This is a genomic window from Rhodococcus kronopolitis, assembly GCF_042654025.1.
Lineage (GTDB): Bacteria > Actinomycetota > Actinomycetes > Mycobacteriales > Mycobacteriaceae > Rhodococcus_G > Rhodococcus_G kronopolitis.
On the sequence record NZ_JBHSFO010000015.1, the window covers coordinates 224751 to 245368 of the forward strand.

At 70.9% G+C, this 20618-nt stretch carries 11 protein-coding genes; 6 read left to right on the forward strand and 5 right to left on the reverse strand.

The features are described from left to right. Positions 1-9: 9 nt before the first annotated feature. Positions 10-612: a TIGR03086 family metal-binding protein gene (locus tag ACFO6S_RS20570; protein ID WP_378419829.1), complete on the reverse strand. Its 603-nt coding sequence runs from the start codon at positions 610-612 to the stop codon at positions 10-12. Continuing rightward, complete coding sequence (locus tag ACFO6S_RS20575) at positions 609-1595, reverse strand: sigma-70 family RNA polymerase sigma factor (protein ID WP_378419830.1); 987 nt, start codon at positions 1593-1595, stop codon at positions 609-611. The genes ACFO6S_RS20570 and ACFO6S_RS20575 overlap by 4 nt, the downstream gene beginning before the upstream one ends. A 144-nt stretch (positions 1596-1739) precedes the next feature. On the opposite strand from ACFO6S_RS20575, the gene ACFO6S_RS20580 reads away from it, so the two are divergent. Continuing rightward, positions 1740-2531: an alpha/beta fold hydrolase gene (locus ACFO6S_RS20580; RefSeq protein ID WP_378419831.1), complete on the forward strand. Its 792-nt coding sequence runs from the start codon at positions 1740-1742 to the stop codon at positions 2529-2531. Positions 2532-2616: 85 nt separating this feature from the next. After that, the gene (locus ACFO6S_RS20585) at positions 2617-4056 is read left to right on the forward strand and encodes an HNH endonuclease signature motif containing protein (protein ID WP_378419832.1); all 1440 of its coding nucleotides are present in this window, start codon (positions 2617-2619) and stop codon (positions 4054-4056) included. Positions 4057-4134: 78 nt separating this feature from the next. Here the strand turns inward: ACFO6S_RS20585 and map are convergent, their stop codons facing one another. Continuing rightward, the gene (gene map / locus ACFO6S_RS20590; protein ID WP_378419959.1) at positions 4135-4902 is read right to left on the reverse strand and encodes a type I methionyl aminopeptidase; all 768 of its coding nucleotides are present in this window, start codon (positions 4900-4902) and stop codon (positions 4135-4137) included. A 66-nt stretch (positions 4903-4968) separates the two neighbouring features. Here map and ACFO6S_RS20595 point away from each other — a divergent pair, with 66 nt between their 5' ends. The 4 genes from ACFO6S_RS20595 (at position 4969) to ACFO6S_RS20610 (ending at position 13898) form a co-directional block, all read left to right on the forward strand. After that, positions 4969-5238 carry a helix-turn-helix domain-containing protein gene (locus ACFO6S_RS20595; RefSeq protein WP_378419833.1) on the forward strand — a complete coding sequence of 90 codons (270 nt, stop codon included), beginning with the start codon at positions 4969-4971 and terminating at the stop codon, positions 5236-5238. 113 nt (positions 5239-5351) lie between these two features. Then, complete coding sequence (locus ACFO6S_RS20600) at positions 5352-7139, forward strand: glycosyl transferase (RefSeq protein ID WP_378419834.1); 1788 nt, start codon at positions 5352-5354, stop codon at positions 7137-7139. A 175-nt stretch (positions 7140-7314) separates the two neighbouring features. After that, positions 7315-10473 (forward strand): arabinosyltransferase domain-containing protein, encoded by a 3159-nt coding sequence (locus ACFO6S_RS20605; protein WP_378419960.1) that lies wholly within the window; start codon positions 7315-7317, stop codon positions 10471-10473. 128 nt (positions 10474-10601) lie between these two features. Continuing rightward, positions 10602-13898, forward strand: a complete 3297-nt coding sequence (locus ACFO6S_RS20610; protein ID WP_378419835.1) for an arabinosyltransferase domain-containing protein — start codon at positions 10602-10604, stop codon at positions 13896-13898. Positions 13899-14059: 161 nt separating this feature from the next. Here ACFO6S_RS20610 and ACFO6S_RS20615 read toward each other — a convergent pair whose 3' ends face one another. Both ACFO6S_RS20615 and pks13 read right to left on the reverse strand, forming a co-directional pair. Continuing rightward, complete coding sequence (locus tag ACFO6S_RS20615; RefSeq protein ID WP_378419836.1) at positions 14060-15604, reverse strand: acyl-CoA carboxylase subunit beta; 1545 nt, start codon at positions 15602-15604, stop codon at positions 14060-14062. Continuing rightward, positions 15605-20605, reverse strand: coding sequence for a polyketide synthase Pks13 (gene pks13 / locus ACFO6S_RS20620; protein WP_378419961.1), 5001 nt, complete (start codon positions 20603-20605; stop codon positions 15605-15607). Positions 20606-20618: the final 13 nt, after the last annotated feature.

Below are 20618 nucleotides of genomic sequence, written 5' to 3' on the forward strand. Positions count from 1 at the left end.
GGTACGGGGTCAGATCCGTCCACCGCGCGGATCCCGGCCCAGAAATGCCAGCAGCCGTCTCCCCGGATCCGCATCTCCCACCACCTCGACCGGCGGGCCGAAGCGCGCAGGCCGATCCACATCGGTAACGAACAACGCTGCGCAGGTGAGTAATTCGTCTGCCAGGGCGGCAGGAATCGGACGGGGGCGCCCGCACGCCACGGAAACGTCCCACCCGTGCACCGCGATCTCGAGCGCCCCCGCGGAGGGCACGATGTCCGACAGCACCGGCACCCCGCCGATCCGGACGGGCGCGGAATCCGCCGACCCGGCCCACGAGCCGAGCAGGTGACAGGCCCGATCCCGCAGGGCGGCAACGAGATCGGATGAGATGCTCGCCGGACCCTCGTCCGGCACGAGCGTCACCACCCGGTCGTCGACGGCTTCCTGCAACGCCTCGAGCGCGTCGTTCATGTGCGTCAACAACTCCCGGAGATTCCATTCGCGGCACGGCGTCGGGGCCGACATGTCCTGCGCCGTCACCAGTTGCAGGCTGCCGAGCGTGTACCCGATGGACCGCTCGAGCAGCGCAACCGGATCGACGACCGGCCAGGCGACCCGGCTCCCCGTCACGATCCCACCGGCAGGACCGCCGGCAGACCGAACTTCTCGAACAGCGCGGTGTCGAAGAAGGCCGTCACGTGACCGATCCCGGACGGGCCGAGCGAGACCACCTGCAGCTGGAACGCGGGGTAGGTGCCGTCTGCGTCGCGCATGTACATCGCGAAGGCCGGCTGGCCGTTCGACACCGTCGAGAGCAGCTTCATGTCGCCGGGCCCCTTCGCCGGGCAGTTGTTCTCGATGAGCGTCCGGATCGCGTCCGGACCCTGGTACCAGCCGACGAACGGCGGCATCTCCCAGACCGCGTCCTGGGTGAACAGCTCCTTGAGCGCAGCCATGTCGTAGTTCTCGAACGCCGACATGTACCTGTCGAGCAGCTCACGCTGTTCGGGCCCCACGGGTTCGAGCACCGCGTCTTCGCTCGGTGCCGCGCGGTCGATCTGCGCGCGGGCCCGTTGCAGCGCGCTGTTGACCCCCGCGGTGGTGGTGCCGAGCAGCTCGGCGACGTCGGCCGCCGGCCAGGCCAGCACCTCACGCAGGATCAGCACCGCGCGCTGCTTCGGCGGCAGGTGCTGCAGCGCGGCGATCAGGGCGAGGCGGATGGTCTCCTTGGAGGTCGCCGCCACCGCCGGGTCGTTCGAGGACATGTCGACCAGGGTGTCCGGGATGGGTTCGAGCCACGGCACCTCGTCCTGGGTGACCAGGTCGTCGGCCGGGTCCGAGCTGGGCGCACCCAGCCCGGTGGGCAGCGGACGCCGACCCTTGCTCTCGAGCGCGGTGAGGCAGGTGGTCGTCGCGATCCGGTACAGCCAGGTGCGCAGCGACGAGCGGCCCTCGAACTTCTCGTAGGCGCGCCACGCCTTGAGGTAGGTCTCCTGCACCAGGTCCTCGGCGTCGTGCACCGATCCGGACATCCGGTAACAGTGCGCGAGCAGCTCACGCCGGTACGGCTCCGCCAACGGTGCAAAGTCCTCACGAACCGCGTTCTCAGTCATGACGCACACATTTCCCTGGAATCCCATGCATGTACAGACCCGCGGCGAATTCGAAACTCATCGGTGATCGGTGGATTCATCGGTGCCCGATGGTCTGTACTGGGAACAGGCCTCCGATCCGTCCACCCCCGGGAAGGGGAAGTCATGGTCGCAGTCACCTCCCACCAGGTCAGCTCCGCCGACGGCACCGTCATCGCGTACGAGCGTTCCGGCGACGGCCCACCGGTGCTGATCGTCGGCGGCGCGTTCAACGACCGGCAGACGGCCGGCCCGCTGGCCGAGGCGCTCGCACCGGAGTTCACCACCATCGCCTACGACCGGCGCGGACGCGGGGCGAGCGGCGACACCGCGCCGTACGCACCGGAACGCGAGATCGAGGACCTGGCCGCGGTCCTCGACGAGATCGGCAGGCCGACGCACCTCTACGGCGTGTCCTCCGGCGCGGTGCTGGCCCTCGAGGCGGCCGCGGCGGGACTGCCGGTCGCGCGGCTCGCCGTGTTCGAGCCGCCGTACTCCGACGGCCCGCGGACCTCCGACGACTACCTCACCCGGCTCGCCGGGCTCACCGCGGCGGGTCGACGCGGCGACGCGGTGGAACTGTTCATGACCGAGGCGGTCGGGATCCCGGCCGAGGCGGTCCCGTCGATCAGACAGTCGCCTGCCTGGGTGCCGATGAAGGCGATCGCGCACACCCTGCTCTACGACGCCCTGGTGGTCGAGGGCGGCGCGATGCCGCGCGCACGGCTCGCGACGATTTCCGCCCCGACCCTGGCGCTGGCCAGCGCCGGGAGTCCGCCCTGGCTGCGCGAGGCAGCGGCGGCGGTCGCCGAGGCGGTGCCTGGCGCGGGACTGGGGATCGTCGACGGCGGCTTCCACGAGGTCACTCCGGAGATCCTGGCCCCGGTGCTGTCCGAGTTCTTCGGCACCGGGCACTGAGGCGCCCCCGGGCTCACAGATCAAAGGACGTTCACCTGGCGAAACATCATTGTTATCGAATGTACGTGCGAGTAATGTCGGGTGCATGGAAATCGTCGAGATGCTCACCGACCCCGCCGGGGTCGAGGCATGGAGACTCGACGAAACCGAGCTGGCCGCGACGGTCCCCGAACTGTCGGAGAAGATCCTCGAGTTGGAGGCGCTGCGGGTCAGGTTGGTCCACGAGGCCGACCAGCGATGCGTCCCCAACCACCTCGGGGCCGCCGACACCACCTCCTGGCTCGCCGACACCACACACATGACCGCAGGCCACGCCGGCAAGATCGTCCGACTCGGCCGGGAACTGCCGTTGCATCCTCGGATGGCCGCCGCTTTGGACGCCGGGCGGATCGAACTCGGCCACGTTCAGGTGATCGTCGACTTCCTCGCCCGCCTCGAACGACTCACCACCGACCTACCGAATGTCGATGCGGTGGAGACGGACTGGGACCAACCCGATCCAGAGTCCGGCCGGCCCGACGACTGCCAGGCCTACCTCCTCATCGCCGCCCAGCTCGAGAACGCCACCGTCCTCCGCAGCCGCGCCCGCGCGTTGGAGTTGCTGCTGCAGCTCGACGGGACCGTCCCACCGGACGGAGAGAACCCCGAGCTCAACGAGTTCCACGCCTCCGCCACACTCGGCGGGCGGGTGCACGTGAAGGGCTCCTTCGATGCCGAGGTCGGCGAGGCCCTGCACACCGCACTGTCCGGCCTGTCGAAGCCGCACCCCAGTACCGACGACGACGGAAACCCGAGCCGCGACCCGCGGTCCGCCGCGAAACGCCGCGCCGACGCGCTGGAGCAGATCATCCGCGGACATCTCGACAACGCCCGCGGGCCGGTCGAGGGCGGCGAACAACCCCACGTCACCGTGACCATCGACCTCGACACGCTGAAAGAGGCTGTCGCCAAGACCGCGCCCACCCCGGCGACCGGGGCATGGACGAAGAACGGCTGGGACTACCACTCCGACAACGCAACCGGACCCATCGGCAAAACCCGCGGCGAGAACTGCTCAGACGTCCGGCCGCCTCGGCACTACCGCAGAGTCCGGCACGCCAGCATGCCCTGGGCCGGACCCGTCTCCGCCGCCATCGCCGCACGCCTGTCCTGCGACGCACAGGTCACCGCGGTCTTCGTCGACAAGGAAGGCAACCCCCTCGACGTCGGCCGCAGCACCCGCTTCGTCACACCAAGCCTCCGCAAAGCATTGGTGGCGCGGGACTGCGGCTGCGCGTTCCCCGGCTGCGGACGCCCCGCCGCCTGGACCGACGCCCACCATATTCGGCACTGGATCGACGGCGGTCCGACCGCCCTGTCGAACCTGGTGCTGCTGTGCAAGAAGCACCACACCATGATTCACAAGAACCACTGGGCCGTGAAGATCGAATCGGACGGATTCCCGTGGTTCACACCACCCGCCTGGGTGGACCCGGCGCGAAAACCACGGCCGGCCCACAACCGGCGCGAGATCCACGGAACCTGACCAGGCGAATACCTGCACCACCCATAGCCGGACCGGTTGCGGCCGAGACACACTCGGCCGCAACCGGTCCGCGCCGCGTCACGCGGCCGTCAGCACCAGTGGGCCGTCCGCGGTGATCGCGACCGTGTGCTCGCTGTGCGCCGCCCGCTCCCCGCCGAGGGTCCGCAGCGTCCACCCGTCCCGGTCGTGTCGGTAGTCGTCGCTGCCGCCGCGGATGAGCATCGGTTCCAGCGCGAGGACCATTCCGGCACGTAGTTTCATGCCACGACCGGCCCTGCCCTCGTTCGGCACGTGCGGTTCCTCGCGCATGGCCCGACCGATCCCGTGACCGCCATGGTCCGCGAGCACCCCGTACCCCCGCGACCGGGCGAAACTCCCGATGGCGTCGGCAATGTCGCCGATCCGGTTCCCCACCCGCGCGGCGTCGATGCCCCGGGCAAGCGCTTCCTCGGTGGCCGCGATCAGCCGAAGGTCCTCGGGATGGGCGGCACCGACGACGAAGCTGACGGCCGAGTCGCCGCACCAGCCGTCGAGGTAGGCCCCGCAGTCCAGGCTCACCAGGTCGCCGTCAGCCAGCCGGTAGTCGGACGGAATGCCGTGCACCACGGCATCGTTCACGCTCGCACACACAACGCCGGGAAACGGGCTCGGCGCCCAGTCCGGGTGGTAGCCGAGGAAGGCGGGGGTTCCGCCGGCCGCCCGGATCACCGCCGCCGCGGCGGCATCGAGTTCGGTCACGCGAACCCCAACATCCGCTACCGCCCGGGCCGCGGCCAGCGCCTCCGCGACCACCCGTCCCGCGGCCCGCATCGAGCGCACCTCGCCCTCGGTCTTGATCTCGACCATCCGTTCCAGCGCCTTCCCGTCGACAACCATGGAACCAATAACTATACCGGTATTACTATATGACCCATGGTGCGCGTGCCGCTCACGGCGGAGGAACTCGAACGGGGCCGACGACTCGGCGAACTGCTGCGCGAGGCCCGTGCCGGGGCCAGCATGGTCGAGGTCGCGCTCACCGCCGGGATCTCCGTCGAGACGCTGCGCAAGATCGAGACCGGCCGCATCGCGACACCGGCCTTCTTCACCATCGCCGCCGTGGCCGAGGTGCTCGGGCTGTCGCTGGACCGCGTGGCCGAGGCGCTCGCCGTGCCGTCGCCGGAACGCGAAGCCGCGTCCTGACCCGAACTTCCACGTCCGGAGGCCGGACCTGACACAGACAGTTCTCAGGGTCCGGCCGTACCGTCAACTGGTTCCACGGCCGACGTGGGCCCAATTTTCGTGAAGGAGCGTGGATGACCTCGGTGCAGACGACTACCGATCCGGGCCGGGAGCCGTCGAACGTCGCGCAGGCCGCCACCGGCGTCACCCGAGCCCCCCTTGCCTGGCTGCCGACCAGGACGGATCTCGTGGCGGCGGCCGGATTCACCGCGATCGCGGTGTACGTCCTCGGCCGGCAGTGGCGCGCACCGGCCAGCGGATACCTGGTCGAGAGCGGCCAGGACCAGCGAATGTGGGAGTGGTTCTTCGCCGTCGCCGCGCACTCGGTCACCAATTTCCACAACCCGCTCGGCACCGTGCTGCAGAACTACCCGCAGGGCGTGAACCTGATGGCCAACACGGCCATGTTCGGGGTCAGCCTGCCGCTCACCCCCGTCACCCTGCTGTTCGGCCCGACCGTCACCTGGACGCTGGTCCTCACCGCCGGGCTCGCAGGCACCGCCTTCGCCTGGTACTGGCTGCTGTCCCGGTACGTCGTCGACTCACGGGCCGCGGCGGCGGTCGGCGGCCTGTTCTGCGGATTCGCCCCCGGGATGATCTCGCACGCGAACGGGCACCCCAACTTCGTCGCCCTCGGCCTGCTGCCGCTGATCCTGGCGTGCGTGATCGGCCTGGCCCGCGGCGCCGGAACCCGCACCACCGTCCTGCTCGGCGTGCTGGTCGCGGCGCAGATCCTGCTCGGCGAGGAACCCCTGCTGATCCTCGCGATCGGCTTCGGCATCTTCACCGTGGCGTACCTCGCCGGCCACCCGCGCCTGGCGCTGCCCACGATCGCGGCCGCGCTCAGGCCCCTGCTGCTGGCCGCCGCGATCGCACTGACGCTCACCGCTATCCCGCTGTGGTGGCAGTTCTTCGGTCCGCAGAGCTACCAGTTCATCGACCACGGGCCGATGGGCAACGACCTCAAGGCGCTGCTGCAGTTCCCCGCGCAGTCCCTCGGCGGAATGCTGAGCCCGGGCCAGGACGTCGCCATCAACCCCACCGAGTACAACGCCTACTTCGGCTGGCCGCTGCTCGCCCTGGTCGCAGGCGCAGCGGTCTGGCTGCGGCACTCGCCGACGGCCCGGGCGGCGGCGATCACCACCGCGGTCATGTGCGTGCTCTCCCTCGGCGCCGAGCTGACGGTCGGCCGCGACGGCACCGGGATCGACCTGCCCTGGAGTTGGCTCGAGCGGGTGCCGCTGCTCGAGTCCGTGCTCGAGACGCGCTTCGCGATGGGCGCGATCCCCGCGATCGCGGTGCTGCTGGCACTCGCCACCGAGCGGGCCCTGCGTCAGCGCGCCGCGCTCGGCCCGTGGCTGGCGCTCCTGCTGGTCGCGTTGGTGCCGCTGGTCCCGACGCCGCTGCCCTCCGTCGACCGCGCCCCGGCTCCGGCGTTCTTCACCGACGGGACCTGGCGCAACTACGTCTCGGACGGCTCCGTCGTCACCGTCCCGCTGCCCCGGCCCGAGGACGCCCGCGCGCTGACCTGGCAGGTCGACGCCGACTTCGGGTTCCCGCTCGCCGGCGGCTACTTCGTGGGGCCGGTCGGTCCGGACAAGGTGGCCAAGTACGGTCCCGCGGACCGACCCACCGCGCTGCTGCTGGCGCAGGCCCAGAAGAGCGGGCTGGTTCCGAGGGTCACCGACGCCGAACGGGCGCAGGCCGTCGAGGACCTGCGGTTCTGGCACGCCGACGTGCTGGTGCTGCCCCCGGGCAAGAACGCGGCGGTCCTGCGCCGGACCGTGCAGGCGCTGATCGACGACCCGGGGCACCGGGCAGGCGACGTGTGGGTCTGGGACGTCCGTCGGCAGGTTCCCTGATCGAAGCCCGGTCCGCGAGGTTCGGCGGCCCACCCCACGTGATCCCATACGATCTGACCTTGTGCCCGTCGAGCCTGAAGTTCCCGCCGTGTCCAGCCCGGGGGCGACGCCTGCCCCGGACCGCTCCACCCCTCGCACCGCGCGACTGATCGCGATCGTCGCGGGCCTGGTGGGCATGGTGCTGGCCGTGCTCACGCCGCTGCTGCCCGTCACCCAGGAGGCCGCCACCGTCTCCTGGCCGCAGAACGGCACCCTGACCAGCGTGGAGGCGCCGCTGGTCAGCTACGAGCCGATCAGCCTGGACCTGCACATTCCCTGCGCGACGGCCGCCGCCCTGCCCGACGGCGGCGGCGCCCTCGTCGCCACGGTCCCGCCGCAGGCCCCCGACGCCGAGCTCGCCGGCCTGGTCGTCAAGGTCGGGTCCGACGCGGACCGGACCGTCCAGGTGATCCTGCGCAACACGCAGCTGATCGCCGCACCCCTCGCCGCGCTCGACGGCTGCACCGCGATCGTCGTGCACTCCGACGCCACCCACACCACCGCGACGTTCGCCGGGCTGCCCGCGGACGCATCCGACGCCACCACCAGCGTCGACGCCCCCGGCGACCTGCGGCCGCAGCTGGTCGGCGTGTTCAGCGACCTGCAGGGCGCCGCCCCGGCTGGCCTCACGGTGCACGCCGACGTCGACTCCCGCTTCTCCTCCAGCCCGACGGCCTTCAAGCTGCTCGCAATGGTCGTCGGCGCGCTGGCCACCGCGCTGGCGCTGCTGGCCCTGCACCGCCTCGACAACGTCGACGGCCGTCGGGCCCGACGCTTCCTGCCACGGCACTGGTGGACCTTCACCGGCGTCGACGCGGTCGTCGCCGGCGCGCTGGTGCTCTGGCACTTCATCGGCGCCAACACCTCCGACGACGGCTACCTGCTCAACATGGCCCGGGCCTCGGAGCAGGCCGGCTACATGGCCAACTACTTCCGCTGGTTCGGCGTCCCCGAGGCGCCGTTCGGCTGGTACTACGACGTGCTCACCCTGATGGCCAAGGTCGGCACGGCCAGCACCTGGATGCGACTGCCCGCGCTGATCGCAGGCATCCTGTGCTGGATGGTGATCAGCCGCGAGGTGATCCCCCGCCTCGGCCGGGCGGTGCGCCGCAACCGGATCGCGGTGTGGACCGCGGGCCTGGTCTTCCTCTCCTTCTGGCTGCCCTACAACAACGGCCTGCGGCCGGAGCCGATCATCGCGCTCGGCGCCCTGCTGACCTGGTGCTCGATCGAACGCGCCATCGCCACCGGACGGCTGCTGCCTGCCGCGGTCGGCGTGCTGATCGCGGCCTTCTCGGTGGCCGCGGGCCCGACCGGGTTGATCTGCATCGCCGCGCTGGTCGTGGGTGCCCGGCCGCTGGTGCAGATCCTCGTCGTCCGGGCCCGGCAGGTGGGCTGGCTCCCGCTGCTGGCGCCGATCGGTGCCGCCGGGCTGGTGGTGCTGATCGCGGTCTTCGCCGACCAGACCCTCGCCACCGTGCTCGAGTCCACCCGGGTGCGCTCGGGCGTCGGGCCGAATGTCCAGTGGTTCGACGAGTACCACCGCTACGACGCGCTGCTCAACGTCTCCCCGGACGGTTCGCTGGCCCGCCGGTTCGGCGTGTTCGTGATGATCCTGTGCGTCCTGGTGTGCGCGGCGGTGCTGCTGCGCCGCGGCCGCATCCCCGGGGCCGCCTCCGGACCGTCGCGCCGGATCCTCGGCATCATCGTCGGCTCGCTGGTGCTGATGATGTTCACGCCGACCAAGTGGACGCATCACTTCGGTGTCTACGCAGGCATCGCCGGGTCCGTCGCCGCGCTGGCCGCGGTCGCGGTCATGGCGGCCACCCTGCACTCGCGGCGCAACCGCAGCCTGTTCGCGGCCGTCGTGCTCTTCCTGTTGGCCATGGCCTTCTCCGGCTCCAACGGCTGGTGGTACGTCTCGAGCTACGGCGTGCCCTGGTGGGACAAGCCGCCGTCCATCTCCGGCTACGGCTTCGCCTCCGGGCTGCTCGTCCTGTCGGTGCTGGCCCTGCTGCTGGCCGGCTGGCAGCACCTGCGCCAGCCGTACCTGCCGCCGGAGGAACCGGCGCCCACCCGCGGCTGGCGGGCGCTGCTCTGCTCGCCGCTGACCCTGGCGGCGGCATTCGTGGTGCTCTTCGAGGTGCTCTCGCTCGCCAAGGGCGCGGTCGCGCAGTACCCCGCGTACTCGGTGGCCCGGTCGAACTTCGACACCCTCGCAGGCAACAGCTGCGCGCTCGCCGACGACGTGCTGATCGAGCCCGACGCCAACACGGGGGCCCTGGCCCCGCTGACCGCCTCGCCCGACCCGCTCGGCGGCGAGCAGCACGAGGGCTTCACCCCCAACGGGGTGCCCGTCGACCTCACCGCCGACGAGGAGAACAAGGGCGCGGGCGGCGCCAACACCCTCGACTCGACGACCACCGTCACCACCACCGGCACCAGCGCCGGTACCGGCGGCGGCACCGGCGCCACCGGCGTCAACGGCAGCGCGGTGGCCCTGCCATTCGGCCTCGACCCGGCCCGCACCCCGGTGCTCGGCAGCTACCAGGTCGGCGAGCAGCAGCCCGCGAAGCTGACCTCCGACTGGTACGGCCTGCCCGACCGGTCCGACGCCGCGCCGCTGCTGGTCGTGACCGCAGCAGGCCGGATCCGGTCCGTCGACGCGGACGGCGTCGCCACCTACGGCCAGGACCTGGCCGTCGAGTACGGCACCCGCGCCGCGGACGGCAGTGTGGAGGTCCTCGGACGGGTGCTGCCGATCGACATCGGCCCGTCGCCGTCCTGGCGGAACCTGCGGGTGCCGATGGCGGACCTGCCCGCCGACGCGGACGCCGTCCGGCTCGTCGCCGACGACCACGACCTCGCTCCCAAGCAGTGGCTGGCCGTCACCCCGCCGCGGGTGCCGCAGCTGCAGACCCTGAACGAGGTGGTCGGGTCCACCGCGCCGGTGCTGCTGGACTGGTCCGTCGGGCTTTCGTTCCCCTGCCAGCGTCCGTTCGCGCACGAGTACGGCGTCGCAGAGGCGCCCGAGTACCGGATCCTGCCCGACCGGGTGGGCGCCGACTCCACCAACGGCTGGCAGGACAGTCTCGGCGGCGGCCCGCTCGGCTGGATCAACCTGCTGCTGAAGTCGCAGACCATGCCCGGCTACCTGAACAAGGACTGGGCGCGGGACTGGGGTTCGTTGGAGCGGTACACCCCGATCGACCCGGCGGCGGTGCCCGCACAGGTCGAGACGGAGCCCGTCACCCGGTCCGGGCTCTGGAGCCCGGGCCCGATCGCCGCGCGCTGACGATTCCGATCGCCGTCCGGGTTCGGGACTCGTGCCGACACGGCACACTCCCGGACCCGGCGGCGCGGATCTCTGACTATTCCAATGCGATGTGATCCACTCAGGTCACTCGCATACCATCGACAATCGTGCCCGAAGCCGTGACAGCTCCCCCGCCCATTCCCACAGCACCCACCCCCGTGGACATGCGTGCGAAGTACCGGACCGCGCGGCTGATCGCGATCGTCACCGGCCTGCTCGGGTTCCTGTTCGCGGTGGCGACGCCGTTCCTGCCGGTCAACCAGACCGCCGCCGCCGTCAACTGGCCGCAGGCCGGAGAGATCGGCAACGTCGACGCGCCGCTGATGTCGCAGGTGCCGATCGACCTGCAGGCCAGCGTCCCCTGTCGCCTGGTCCGCGACCTGCCGCCGTCGGGCGGACTGCTTCTGGCGACCGCGCCCCCGCAGGGCACCGACGCCGCGCTCAACGCGATGTTCGTCCGGGTCACCGAGTCCACCGTGGACGTCCTCGACCGCAACGTCGTGGTCGCCACCGCGCCCCGCGCCGCCGTGGAGTCCGGCGGGTGCTCGGCGCTGACCATCGTCTCCGACGTCGAGCAGACCACCGCCACCTTCGAGGGCCTCACCGTCGACGGCGACCCCGTCACCGGCACCCTCACCGGCGACCTGCGGCCGCAGATGGTCGGGGTGTTCACCAACCTCACCGGCGCCGCCCCGTCCGACCTGACCTTCACGGCGAACGTCGACTCGCGGTTCTCCTCGTCGCCGACCTTCGTCAAGCTGGCCTCGATGGTGCTGGCCGTGCTGCTGACCATCTCCTCGCTGGTCGCGCTGGGCCGCCTCGACGGCACCGACGGCCGGGTGCACCGACGGTTCCTGCCCGCCCACTGGCTGCGCTTCCGGCCCATCGACGCGACCGTCACCGCGGTGCTGGTGCTCTGGCACTTCATCGGCGCGAACACCGCCGACGACGGCTACCTGCTGACCATGGCCCGGGTCTCCGAGCACTCCGGCTACATGGCCAACTACTTCCGCTGGTTCGGTGTCCCCGAGGCGCCGTTCGGCTGGTACTACGACGTGCTCGCGGCGATGGCGAAGATCTCCACGGCCAGCCCGTGGATGCGACTGCCCGCGCTGCTCGCCGGCATCCTGTGCTGGATGGTGATCAGCCGCGAGGTGATCCCCCGCCTCGGTCGCGCGGTGCGGCACAGCCAGGCCGCCGTCTGGACCGGCGGTCTGGTGTTCCTCGCGTTCTGGATGCCCTACAACAACGGCCTGCGACCGGAGCCGATCGTCGCCCTGGGCGCCCTGCTGACCTGGTGCTCGGTCGAACGGGCCATCGCCACCGGACGCCTGCTGCCTGCCGCCGTCGCGATCGTGATCGCCGCCTTCTCCCTCGGCGCCGCCCCGACCGGCCTGATGTGCGTGGCCGCGCTGCTCGCAGGCGCCCGCCCCATGCTGCGGATCCTGGTCCGCCGGCACCGCGAGGTCGGCCTCTGGCCGCTGCTCGCGCCGCTGATGGCGTCGGGCACGGTGGTGCTGGTCGCGGTGTTCGCCGACCAGACCTTCGCCGGGGTCCGCGAGGCCACCCGGGTCCGCACCCTGATCGGCCCGAACATGAACTGGTACGAGGAGTTCCTCCGGTACTACTACCTGTTCGTGCAGACCGTCGACGGCTCGGTCTCGCGCCGCTTCGCCTTCCTGGTGATGATGCTGTGCCTGTTCACCACGCTGTTCGTGCTGCTTCGGCGCAAGAAGGTGCCCGGCGCGGCCGTCGGTCCGTCGTGGCGGCTGCTGGGCGTCGTGTTCGGCACCATCTTCTTCATGATGTTCAGCCCCACCAAGTGGACCCACCACTTCGGGGTGTACGCAGGCATCGCCGGTTCGCTGGCCGCGCTGACCGCGGTCGCGGTCTCCGCCACCGCGCTGCGCTCGCGCCGCAACCGCACCATGTTCGCCGCGGGACTGCTTCTGGTGCTTGCCTTCTCGTTCTCCGGTATCAACGGCTGGTGGTACGTCTCCAGCTACGGCATCCCGTGGTTCGACAAGACCGTCTCGCTCGCCGGCTACGAGCTGAACACGGCACTGCTGGCGCTGTTCGTGCTGGCGCTGCTGCTGGTCGGCTGGCAGTACTTCCGTGAGGACTTCATCGGCACCGAGGTCCAGGCCAGCGGCAAGAAGCGCCGTCGGATCACGCAGTTCGCCGCGATGCCGCTGACCGTCGTCGCCGCCGCCATGGTGATCTTCGAGATCCTCTCCCTGGCCAAGGGCGCGGTCGCGCAGTACCCGGCGTACTCGCTGGCCCGGTCCAACATCGACGCCGTCTCCGGCTCGAGCTGCGGGCTGGCCACCGACGTGCTCACCGAGGCCGACCCGAACGCCGGGCGCCTGCAGCCGATCTCCGAGACGCCGCTCCCCGTCGAGCCGTTCGGTCCCCTCGGCGGCGCCGACCCGACCGGGTTCACCCCCAACGGCGTGCCCACCGACCTGACCGCGGACTACACCGAGGTCAAGCCCGGCCAGTCGAACACCGACTCGCAGTCCGTCGGCGCGAACTTCGCCACCGGCTCGAACGCAGGCACCTCCGGCGGCACCGGCGCCCAGGGCGTCAACGGCAGCACCGCCAAGCTCCCGTTCGGCCTGGACCCGGCGACCACGCCGGTCCTCGGCAGCTACCAGTCCGGGGTCCAGGAGCCGGCGAAGGCCACCTCCAGCTGGTACCAGCTGCCGGAACGCTCGGACGCGGCACCGCTGGTGGTCGTCTCCGCGGCGGGCCGGATCTGGTCCGAGTCGGACGAGGGCGAGAGCACCTACGGTCAGTCGTTGCTGCTCGAGTACGGTCGCCGTGACGCCAACGGCGCGGTGACCGCGCTGGGCACCTACCTGCCCAAGGACATCGGGCCCGCGCCGTCCTGGCGGAACCTGCGGATCCCGCTCGACGAGCTGCCCGCCGAGACCAACACGGTCCGGGTCGTCGCGAACGACCCGAACCTCACCGGCGACCAGTGGCTCGCGTTCACCCCGCCGCGGGTGCCGCAGCTGCAGACGCTCGACGAGTACGTCGGGTCCACCACGCCGGTGCTGCTGGACTGGGCGGTCGGGCTGCAGTTCCCGTGCCAGCGTCCGTTCGACCACCTGTACGGCGTCGCCGAGATGCCCGAGTACCGGATCCTGCCGGACCGCCCGCTCGCGGTGAGCTCCACCGACACCTGGCAGTCCCAGGAGAACGGCGGACCGCTCGGCTGGACCGAGATGCTGGCCGAACCGTCCACCGTGCCGACCTACCTCAACCACGACTGGGGCCGGGACTGGGGCGCACTCGAGCGGTACACCCGCTTCTACCCCGATGCGGTCCCCGCGACGGTGGACACCACCGACGTGAAGCGGTCCGGCTTCTGGAGTCCCGGGACGATGCGGGTCTACTAGACCCGGCCGGATCCACCGAATGCACCACCCGAGGAAACTCGGGTGGTGCATTCCGTCGTTGGGGGCCTTCCCGGTCCGGCCACCGGGCGCCTTCCCGGCGCCGACCCCTGAAACGACCTCACCCCGAGCCGAATTCGGCCCGGGGTGAGAGGGATGTCAGGTCAGAACGGCAGCAGGTGATGCTTGCGCGGGTTCTTGAAGACCGTCTTGTCCCGCAGGAGCGTGAGCGCCTTGCGGATCTCGAGGCGGGTGGTCGACGGGTCGATCACCGCGTCCACGTAGCCACGCTCGGCCGCGATGTACGGCGTCGCGACGTGCTCGTTGTAGAAGTTGATCAGTTCCCGACGCACGGCGGGGGCGTTCTCCCCGGCCGCCTCGATCTGGCGACGACCGATGAGGTTGACCGCACCCTCCGCGCCCATGACCGCGATGCGGGCCGTGGGCCAGGCCAGGTTGACGTCGGCGCCGAGCTGCTTGGAGCCCATCACCGCGTAGGCGCCGCCGTACGCCTTCCGCACCACGACGGTGACCTTCGGCACGGTCGCCTCGACGTACGCGAACAGGAACCGGCCGCCGCGCTTGATTACGCCGACCTTCTCCTGCTCCACGCCGACCAGGAAGCCGGGGGTGTCGACGACGAACACCAGCGGGATGTCGTACGCGTTGCAGACCCGCACGAAGTGCGCGCCCTTGTCCGAGGCCGCGGCGTCGAGCGCGCCCGAGAAGTGCATGGGCTGGTTCGCGACCACGCCGACCGAGCGGCCGTCGACCCGCGCGAACCCGGTGATGATGTTGCGCGCGGATTCGCCGCGAACCTCGAGGAACTCGCCGTCGTCGAAGATCTTCAGCAGGACGTCGTGCATGTCGTAGCCGGCGTTGTCGGCGTCCGGCATGAACGTGTCGAGGGACAGGTCGTCCGCAGTGATCTCCGGCTCGAGACCCGGGTTGACGATCGGGGGCTTCTCGGTGCAGCTGGACGGCATGTAGCTCAGGTACTGGCGCGCGTACTCGAAGGCCGCCTTCTCGTCGGCCGCGACGTGATGGATGTTGCCGTACTCGGCCTGGTTCCGGGCGCCGCCGAGCTCGTCGAGGCTGACGTCCTCGCCGGTGACGGACTTGATGACGTCCGGACCGGTCACGAACATGTACGAGTCTTCGGTCGCGATCACGATGTCGGTGTTGATCGGCGCGTACACCGCACCGCCGGCGCACTTGCCGAGGATGATCGAGATCTGCGGGCACATGCCCGACAGCGGCTCCTGGCGGCGTCCCATCTCGGCGTACCACGCGAGCGAGGTCACGGCGTCCTGGATGCGGGCCCCCGCGGACTCGTTGATGCCCACGACGGGGCAGCCGATCTTGATGGCGAAGTCGTTGATCGCCGCGACCTTGCGGCCGAAGATCTCACCGGCCGCGCCACCGAAGACCGTCTGGTCGTGCGCGAACACCGCGACGGGGCGACCGTCGACCCGGCCGTGGCCGGTGACGACGCCGTCGCCGTACGGGTTGGACGGGTCCCCGGGCTGCCGTGCAAGCTGCCCGATCTCGATGAAGGTCCCCGGATCGAGCAGCATGTCGATGCGCTCGCGCGGAGTGGGCAGGCCCTTCTCCGCGCGCCTCGCGATGGCCTTCGGGTTGCCCGGGGTCTTCGACGCCTCGAGCTTCTCGCGCAGGTCGGCCAGCTTCTCGGCCGTCGTGGTGGTCACTCAGTTGCTCCGGTTCTCGGCCTCGATGGCGGCCAGCTTCTTGGTCAGGTCCGCCCCCACCTTGGCGATGTACGGTTCGTCGACGATCTGGATGTGGTCGCCGCCGACGTGGATGATCTCGAGGTTCTTCGCGACCTTCCCCCAGCCGCCGTCGGCTGCACGCGTCCCGAAGGCGGGCTCGAGCGCGATCGCGTCGTCGTGGTACTTGTCGGCCAGGTACAGCACCACGTCACCGTCGTAGCTGTCGGGATTCGCCGTCTGCAGCGCCCTGTTGTCCAGCCACGAGGTGCGCTGGTGCTTGATGATCCCGCCCGGGATCTTCGCGCCGCTCGCCTTCAGCAGGTCCATCAGGAGCTGGATCTGCTCCTCGTCGGACTCGGCCGCGGCCAGCTTGTCGTACGGCAGCGGGGCGTCGACGTTGTAGGTCTTCTTCGCGAACGCGGCGTACCGCTGCCAGCGCTTCTTGATCTCCTCGGGGGTGTCCTCGACGTCCTCACCGGCCATGACCGTGTCGATCAGGCCGACGATCCGGACGTCCTTGCCCTCCTCGCGCAGCATCTTGCCGACGGCGTAGGACAGGACACCGCCGAGCGACCAGCCGTACAGCACGTACGGTCCGTCGCCCTGGATCTCCTTGATCAGCGGCAGGTACTCCGCCGCCCGCACCTCGATCGACCCCTCGGTGCGCTCGAAGCCGTACATCGGGGTGCCCGCGGGCAGTCGCCGGAGCAGCGGCTCGTAGGCGACGGTGGACCCGCCCGCCGGGTGGAACACGAAGACCGGCACGGCGTCCGAACCCTCGGGACGCTCGCGCAGCGTGCGCACCAGCCCCTCGATCTTGACGCCGTCCTCGAGGTGCTCGCGCACCTTCTCGGCGAGCTGCTCGACGGTCTCGGAGTCGAGGACGTCGTCGAAGCTCACCTCGCCGCCTGCCCGCTCGGTCAGACGCGCGGCCAGCTTCTCCGCGGTGTCGTCGTCGAGCACCGGGAGGATGTTGAAGATGCCCTTGGCGGACTTGCCGGTCACCACCGCCCAGGTGGCGAACGTCAGGCGCTCGGCGGCGTCGCGCGGCGGGACGTTGACCTCTTCGTCGGACGCGTCGCCGACGGTCGGGGCGGCCTGGGCGACGATCTCCTCGGCCTCGGCGACCGGGCTGGTGGTCTCGTCCGCCAGCGCGGAGTCGAGTGCGGTGGACGCGGCGTCGAGCTCCGCCGCCGCCTCTGCCTCCTTGTCGAGGCGCTGCTGCTCGGCGAGCGCAGCGACCTCCTCACGGTTCTCGATCGCGTAGCGCAGGTACTTCTCCACCTCGCGCAGGCTGGCGTCGCGCACCGCCTGCAGCTGCAGCTGCGGGATGTCGAACTCGTACTCGACGCGGTTCTTGATCCGGACCGCCATCAGCGAGTCCAGGCCCAGCTCGATCAGCGGGATCTCGGCGGGCAGGTCCTCGGGTGCGTAACCCATGGACTCGGCGACGATCAGTGCCAGCCGGTCCTCGAGTGGCTGCGACCCCTCCGGGTCCCAGCGGTCGCCGAACGACTCCTCGATTGCGGGCAGCTCCTCCATCGGCGAGCTGGACCGCTCGGTCGGCGCGGCGACCACGAGCTCGGGCAGCGGCTCGCCTGCGGTGACGACGGCGTCGAGCAGGGCGGTGAAACTCGACCCGCTCTTGGCGTGCACCTGCAGCGACGCCCCGCCCGGGTGCGGGACCAGGGTGGTGGTCAGGGTGCCGGACGCCGGCAGCTCGCCGTGCGCGATCGCGGCGGTCAGCGTGACGTCGGAGAGCACCTGCGCCGCGGCGGCGGTCACCAGCTCGTTCAGGTCGGTGACGGCGTCCGCCGACACCTCCCAGACGTGCCTGCCGTCGGGCAGCGCCACGTGCGCGCCGGGCGGGCGACCGCTGCCGGACGACCCGATCCGGATGTCGAGCCAGTGCTCCTTGCGCAGGAACGCGGTCCGCGGCGGGTTCGCGAAGGCGCCGGCCTCGAACAGCGACGGCAGGTCCACCTTGTGGCCGTGCACGTAGAGCTGCGCCAGCGCGGTGAGGACGCCGAGCTCCTCGTCCTCCTTGCGCTTGAGGGTCGGGATCAGCTGCGCGTCGTGCAGGCCCGCGTCGAACGCGGTCGCCGCCACCGACATCAGCGTGGCCGGGTTCGGCGCCAGCTCCACGAAGGTGGTGTGCCCGGCGTCGACCGCCATCCGCACCGCGTTGGTGAAGTACACGCTGTGGCGCATGCCCTTGGTCCAGTACTCGACCTGGTGGATCGGGTCGTGACCGGCGCGGTAGAAGGTCTCCTTGTCCACCGAGGAGTACAGCCCGGCCGTCAGCTTGCGCGGCTCGATGCCGGCCAGCTCCGCGGCCAGCTCGCCGAGGATCGGGTCGACCTGCGAGGTGTGGCTGGCGCCCTTGGTCTGCAGGATCCGGCCGAGCTTCTGCTCCGCCTCGGCGCGGGCCACGATGGCCTCCACCTCGGGCTGCGGTCCGCCGATGACGGTGTGCGTCGGGGCCGCGTACACGCAGACCTCGAGGTGCGGGAAGTCGCCGAGGACGGCCTCGATCTCGGCGGCGCTGTACTCGACGAGCGCCATCAGCCGGATGTCGTCGCCGGAGAGCGTCGCCTCGGCCTCGCCCATCAGCCGCGAGCGCGCGGTGATGACCCGGACCGCGTCCTCGAGCGCGAGCCCGCCGGTGACGTACGCCGCGGCGGCCTCACCCATCGAGTGCCCGACCGCGGCATCGGCGTCGGCGCCGTGGTGGCGGAGCACCGCGGCCAGGCCGATCTGGATGGTGAAGATGCCGACCTGCGAGGTCTCGACGTCGTAGTCGACCGAGTCGTCGAGGAACTTCTCGGCCATCTTGTAGCCGGCCTCGTACTCGATCAGCTCGTCGACCTGGTCGACCGTCTTCCGGAACACCGCGTTGTTCAGGTAGAGCTGCTTGGCCATCTTGCGGTGCTGCGAGCCGAAGCCGGAGAACACCCAGACCGGTCCGTTGGTGGCAGGCGCATCCGCGGAGAACACGCCCTGGCCGGGCTTGCCCGCGGCGACGGCGCGCAGGCCGGTGATGGCCTCGGCGCGGGTACCGGCCAGCACCACGGCGCGCGAGCGACCGTGGTTGCGGCGGGCCAGCGCGCGGCCCAGGTCGGCGAGCTCGGTGGTGCTGCCTTCCTCGGTCTCGAGCCAGTCGGCCAGGTCCGCGGCGGCCCGACGGCGGCGCGAGGGCAGCGCGGCGGAGACGGCGAGGAGCACCGGCGTCGGCTCGGTGTCGGCCTCGGCCGACTCGGTGGCGAGCTCGGGCTCGATGCCCATGGACTCGGCGGCGTCGGCGAGCACGCCTGCGGCCTCGGCCACCACGTCGAGCGACTCCGTCTCCGGTGCGTCCGTGTGGTCCGCATCGGGGCCGGAAGGACTCACGTGCGGCGCAGCCGCCTCGTACTCGCGGACGACCACGTGCGCGTTGGTGCCGCCGAAGCCGAAGCCGGAGACGCCGGCGACCGCGCGGCCGGTGTACCGCGGCCAGTCGGTGGCCTCGGGGATCACCTGCAGGTGCGCCTTGTCGAAATCGATGTACGGGTTCGGTCCCGCGTAGTTCAGCGACGGCGGAAGCTTGTCCGCCTGCATCGCCAGCACGACCTTGATCAGGCCCGCGGCGCCCGCGGCGGCCTCGAGGTGACCGAAGTTCGTCTTCGCGCTGCCGAGCAGCGCCGGCTTGTCGGCGTCACGACCGCGACCGACGACGCGACCGAGGGCGTCCGCCTCGATCGGGTCGCCGAGGATGGTGCCGGTGCCGTGCGCCTCGATGTAGTCGACGCCGGACGGGGCGATGCCCGCGTCCCGGTAGGCCTGCCGCAGCACGGCGGCCTGGGCGTCGGGGTTCGGGGCGAGCATGCCGTTGGAGCGGCCGTCCTGGTTGACCGCGCTGCCTGCGATCACCGCGAGCAGGGTGTCGCCGTCGCGCTCGGCGTCCTCGAGCCGCTTGAGCACCACCAGGCCGCCGCCCTCGGCGCGCACGATGCCGCTCGCGTCGGAGGAGAAGGCCTTGATCTTGCCGTCGTCGGTGAGGATGCCGGTCTCGTCGAAGCCGAGGGTGGCGGGCGGTGCGACGAGCATGTTGACCCCGCCCGCAAGCGCGAGGTCCGACTCGCCGGAGCGCAGCGATCGCACGGCCTGGTGCACCGCGACCAGCGACGACGAGCACGCGGTGTCCATCGCGATGGAGGGGCCGCGGAAGTCGAAGTAGTAGGAGACACGGTTCGCGACGATCGCGGTCGATGTGCCGGTCAGTGCGTACGGGTGCGCGTGCACCGGGTCGCTGACGGCGAGCAGCTGGTAGTCGTTGGCGGAGCTGCCGATGAACACGCCGACCTGCTCGCCCTTGAGCTCGTTGGCCGGGATGCGGGCGTGCTCGAGTGCCTCCCAGGTCAGCTCCATGGCGAGGCGCTGCTGCGGGTCGACGTTCTTGACCTCCAGCGGCGACATCGCGAAGAACTCCGCGTCGAAGCCCTTCACGTCGTCGAGGTAGCCGCCCTTGGTGTTGGCCTTCTCGATGGCGGCCGCGACCGTCGGGTCCGCGGTGAACTCCGACCAGCGGCCCTCGGGCAGCTCGGTGACCGCGTCGCGGCCCTCGATGAGCAGCTGCCACATCTCGTCGGGGGTGTGGCCGGTGCCGGGGAACCGGCTGGACAGGCCGACGATCGCGATGTCGTGCGACTGCGAGGTGTCCGTGACCGCGTAGTACGCGGCGTCCTCGGCGACGTCCGGCACCTCCGGCTCACCCTCGATGATCAGGGTCGCAAGCGCGGCGATCGTGGGGTGCTGGTAGACGACCGTGGCGTTCAGCGTGATGCCGACAAGCTCCTCGATCTCGCCCGACAACGCGACGGCGTCGCGGGACGAGAGCCCGAACTCCTCCATCGGTCGATCGTCGGAGATCTGGGCGACCGGTTGCCCGGTGGCCTCGGCCACCCAGTTCCGCAGCCATTCGCGCAGCTGCGCGACTGTCATCTCTGTATCAGCC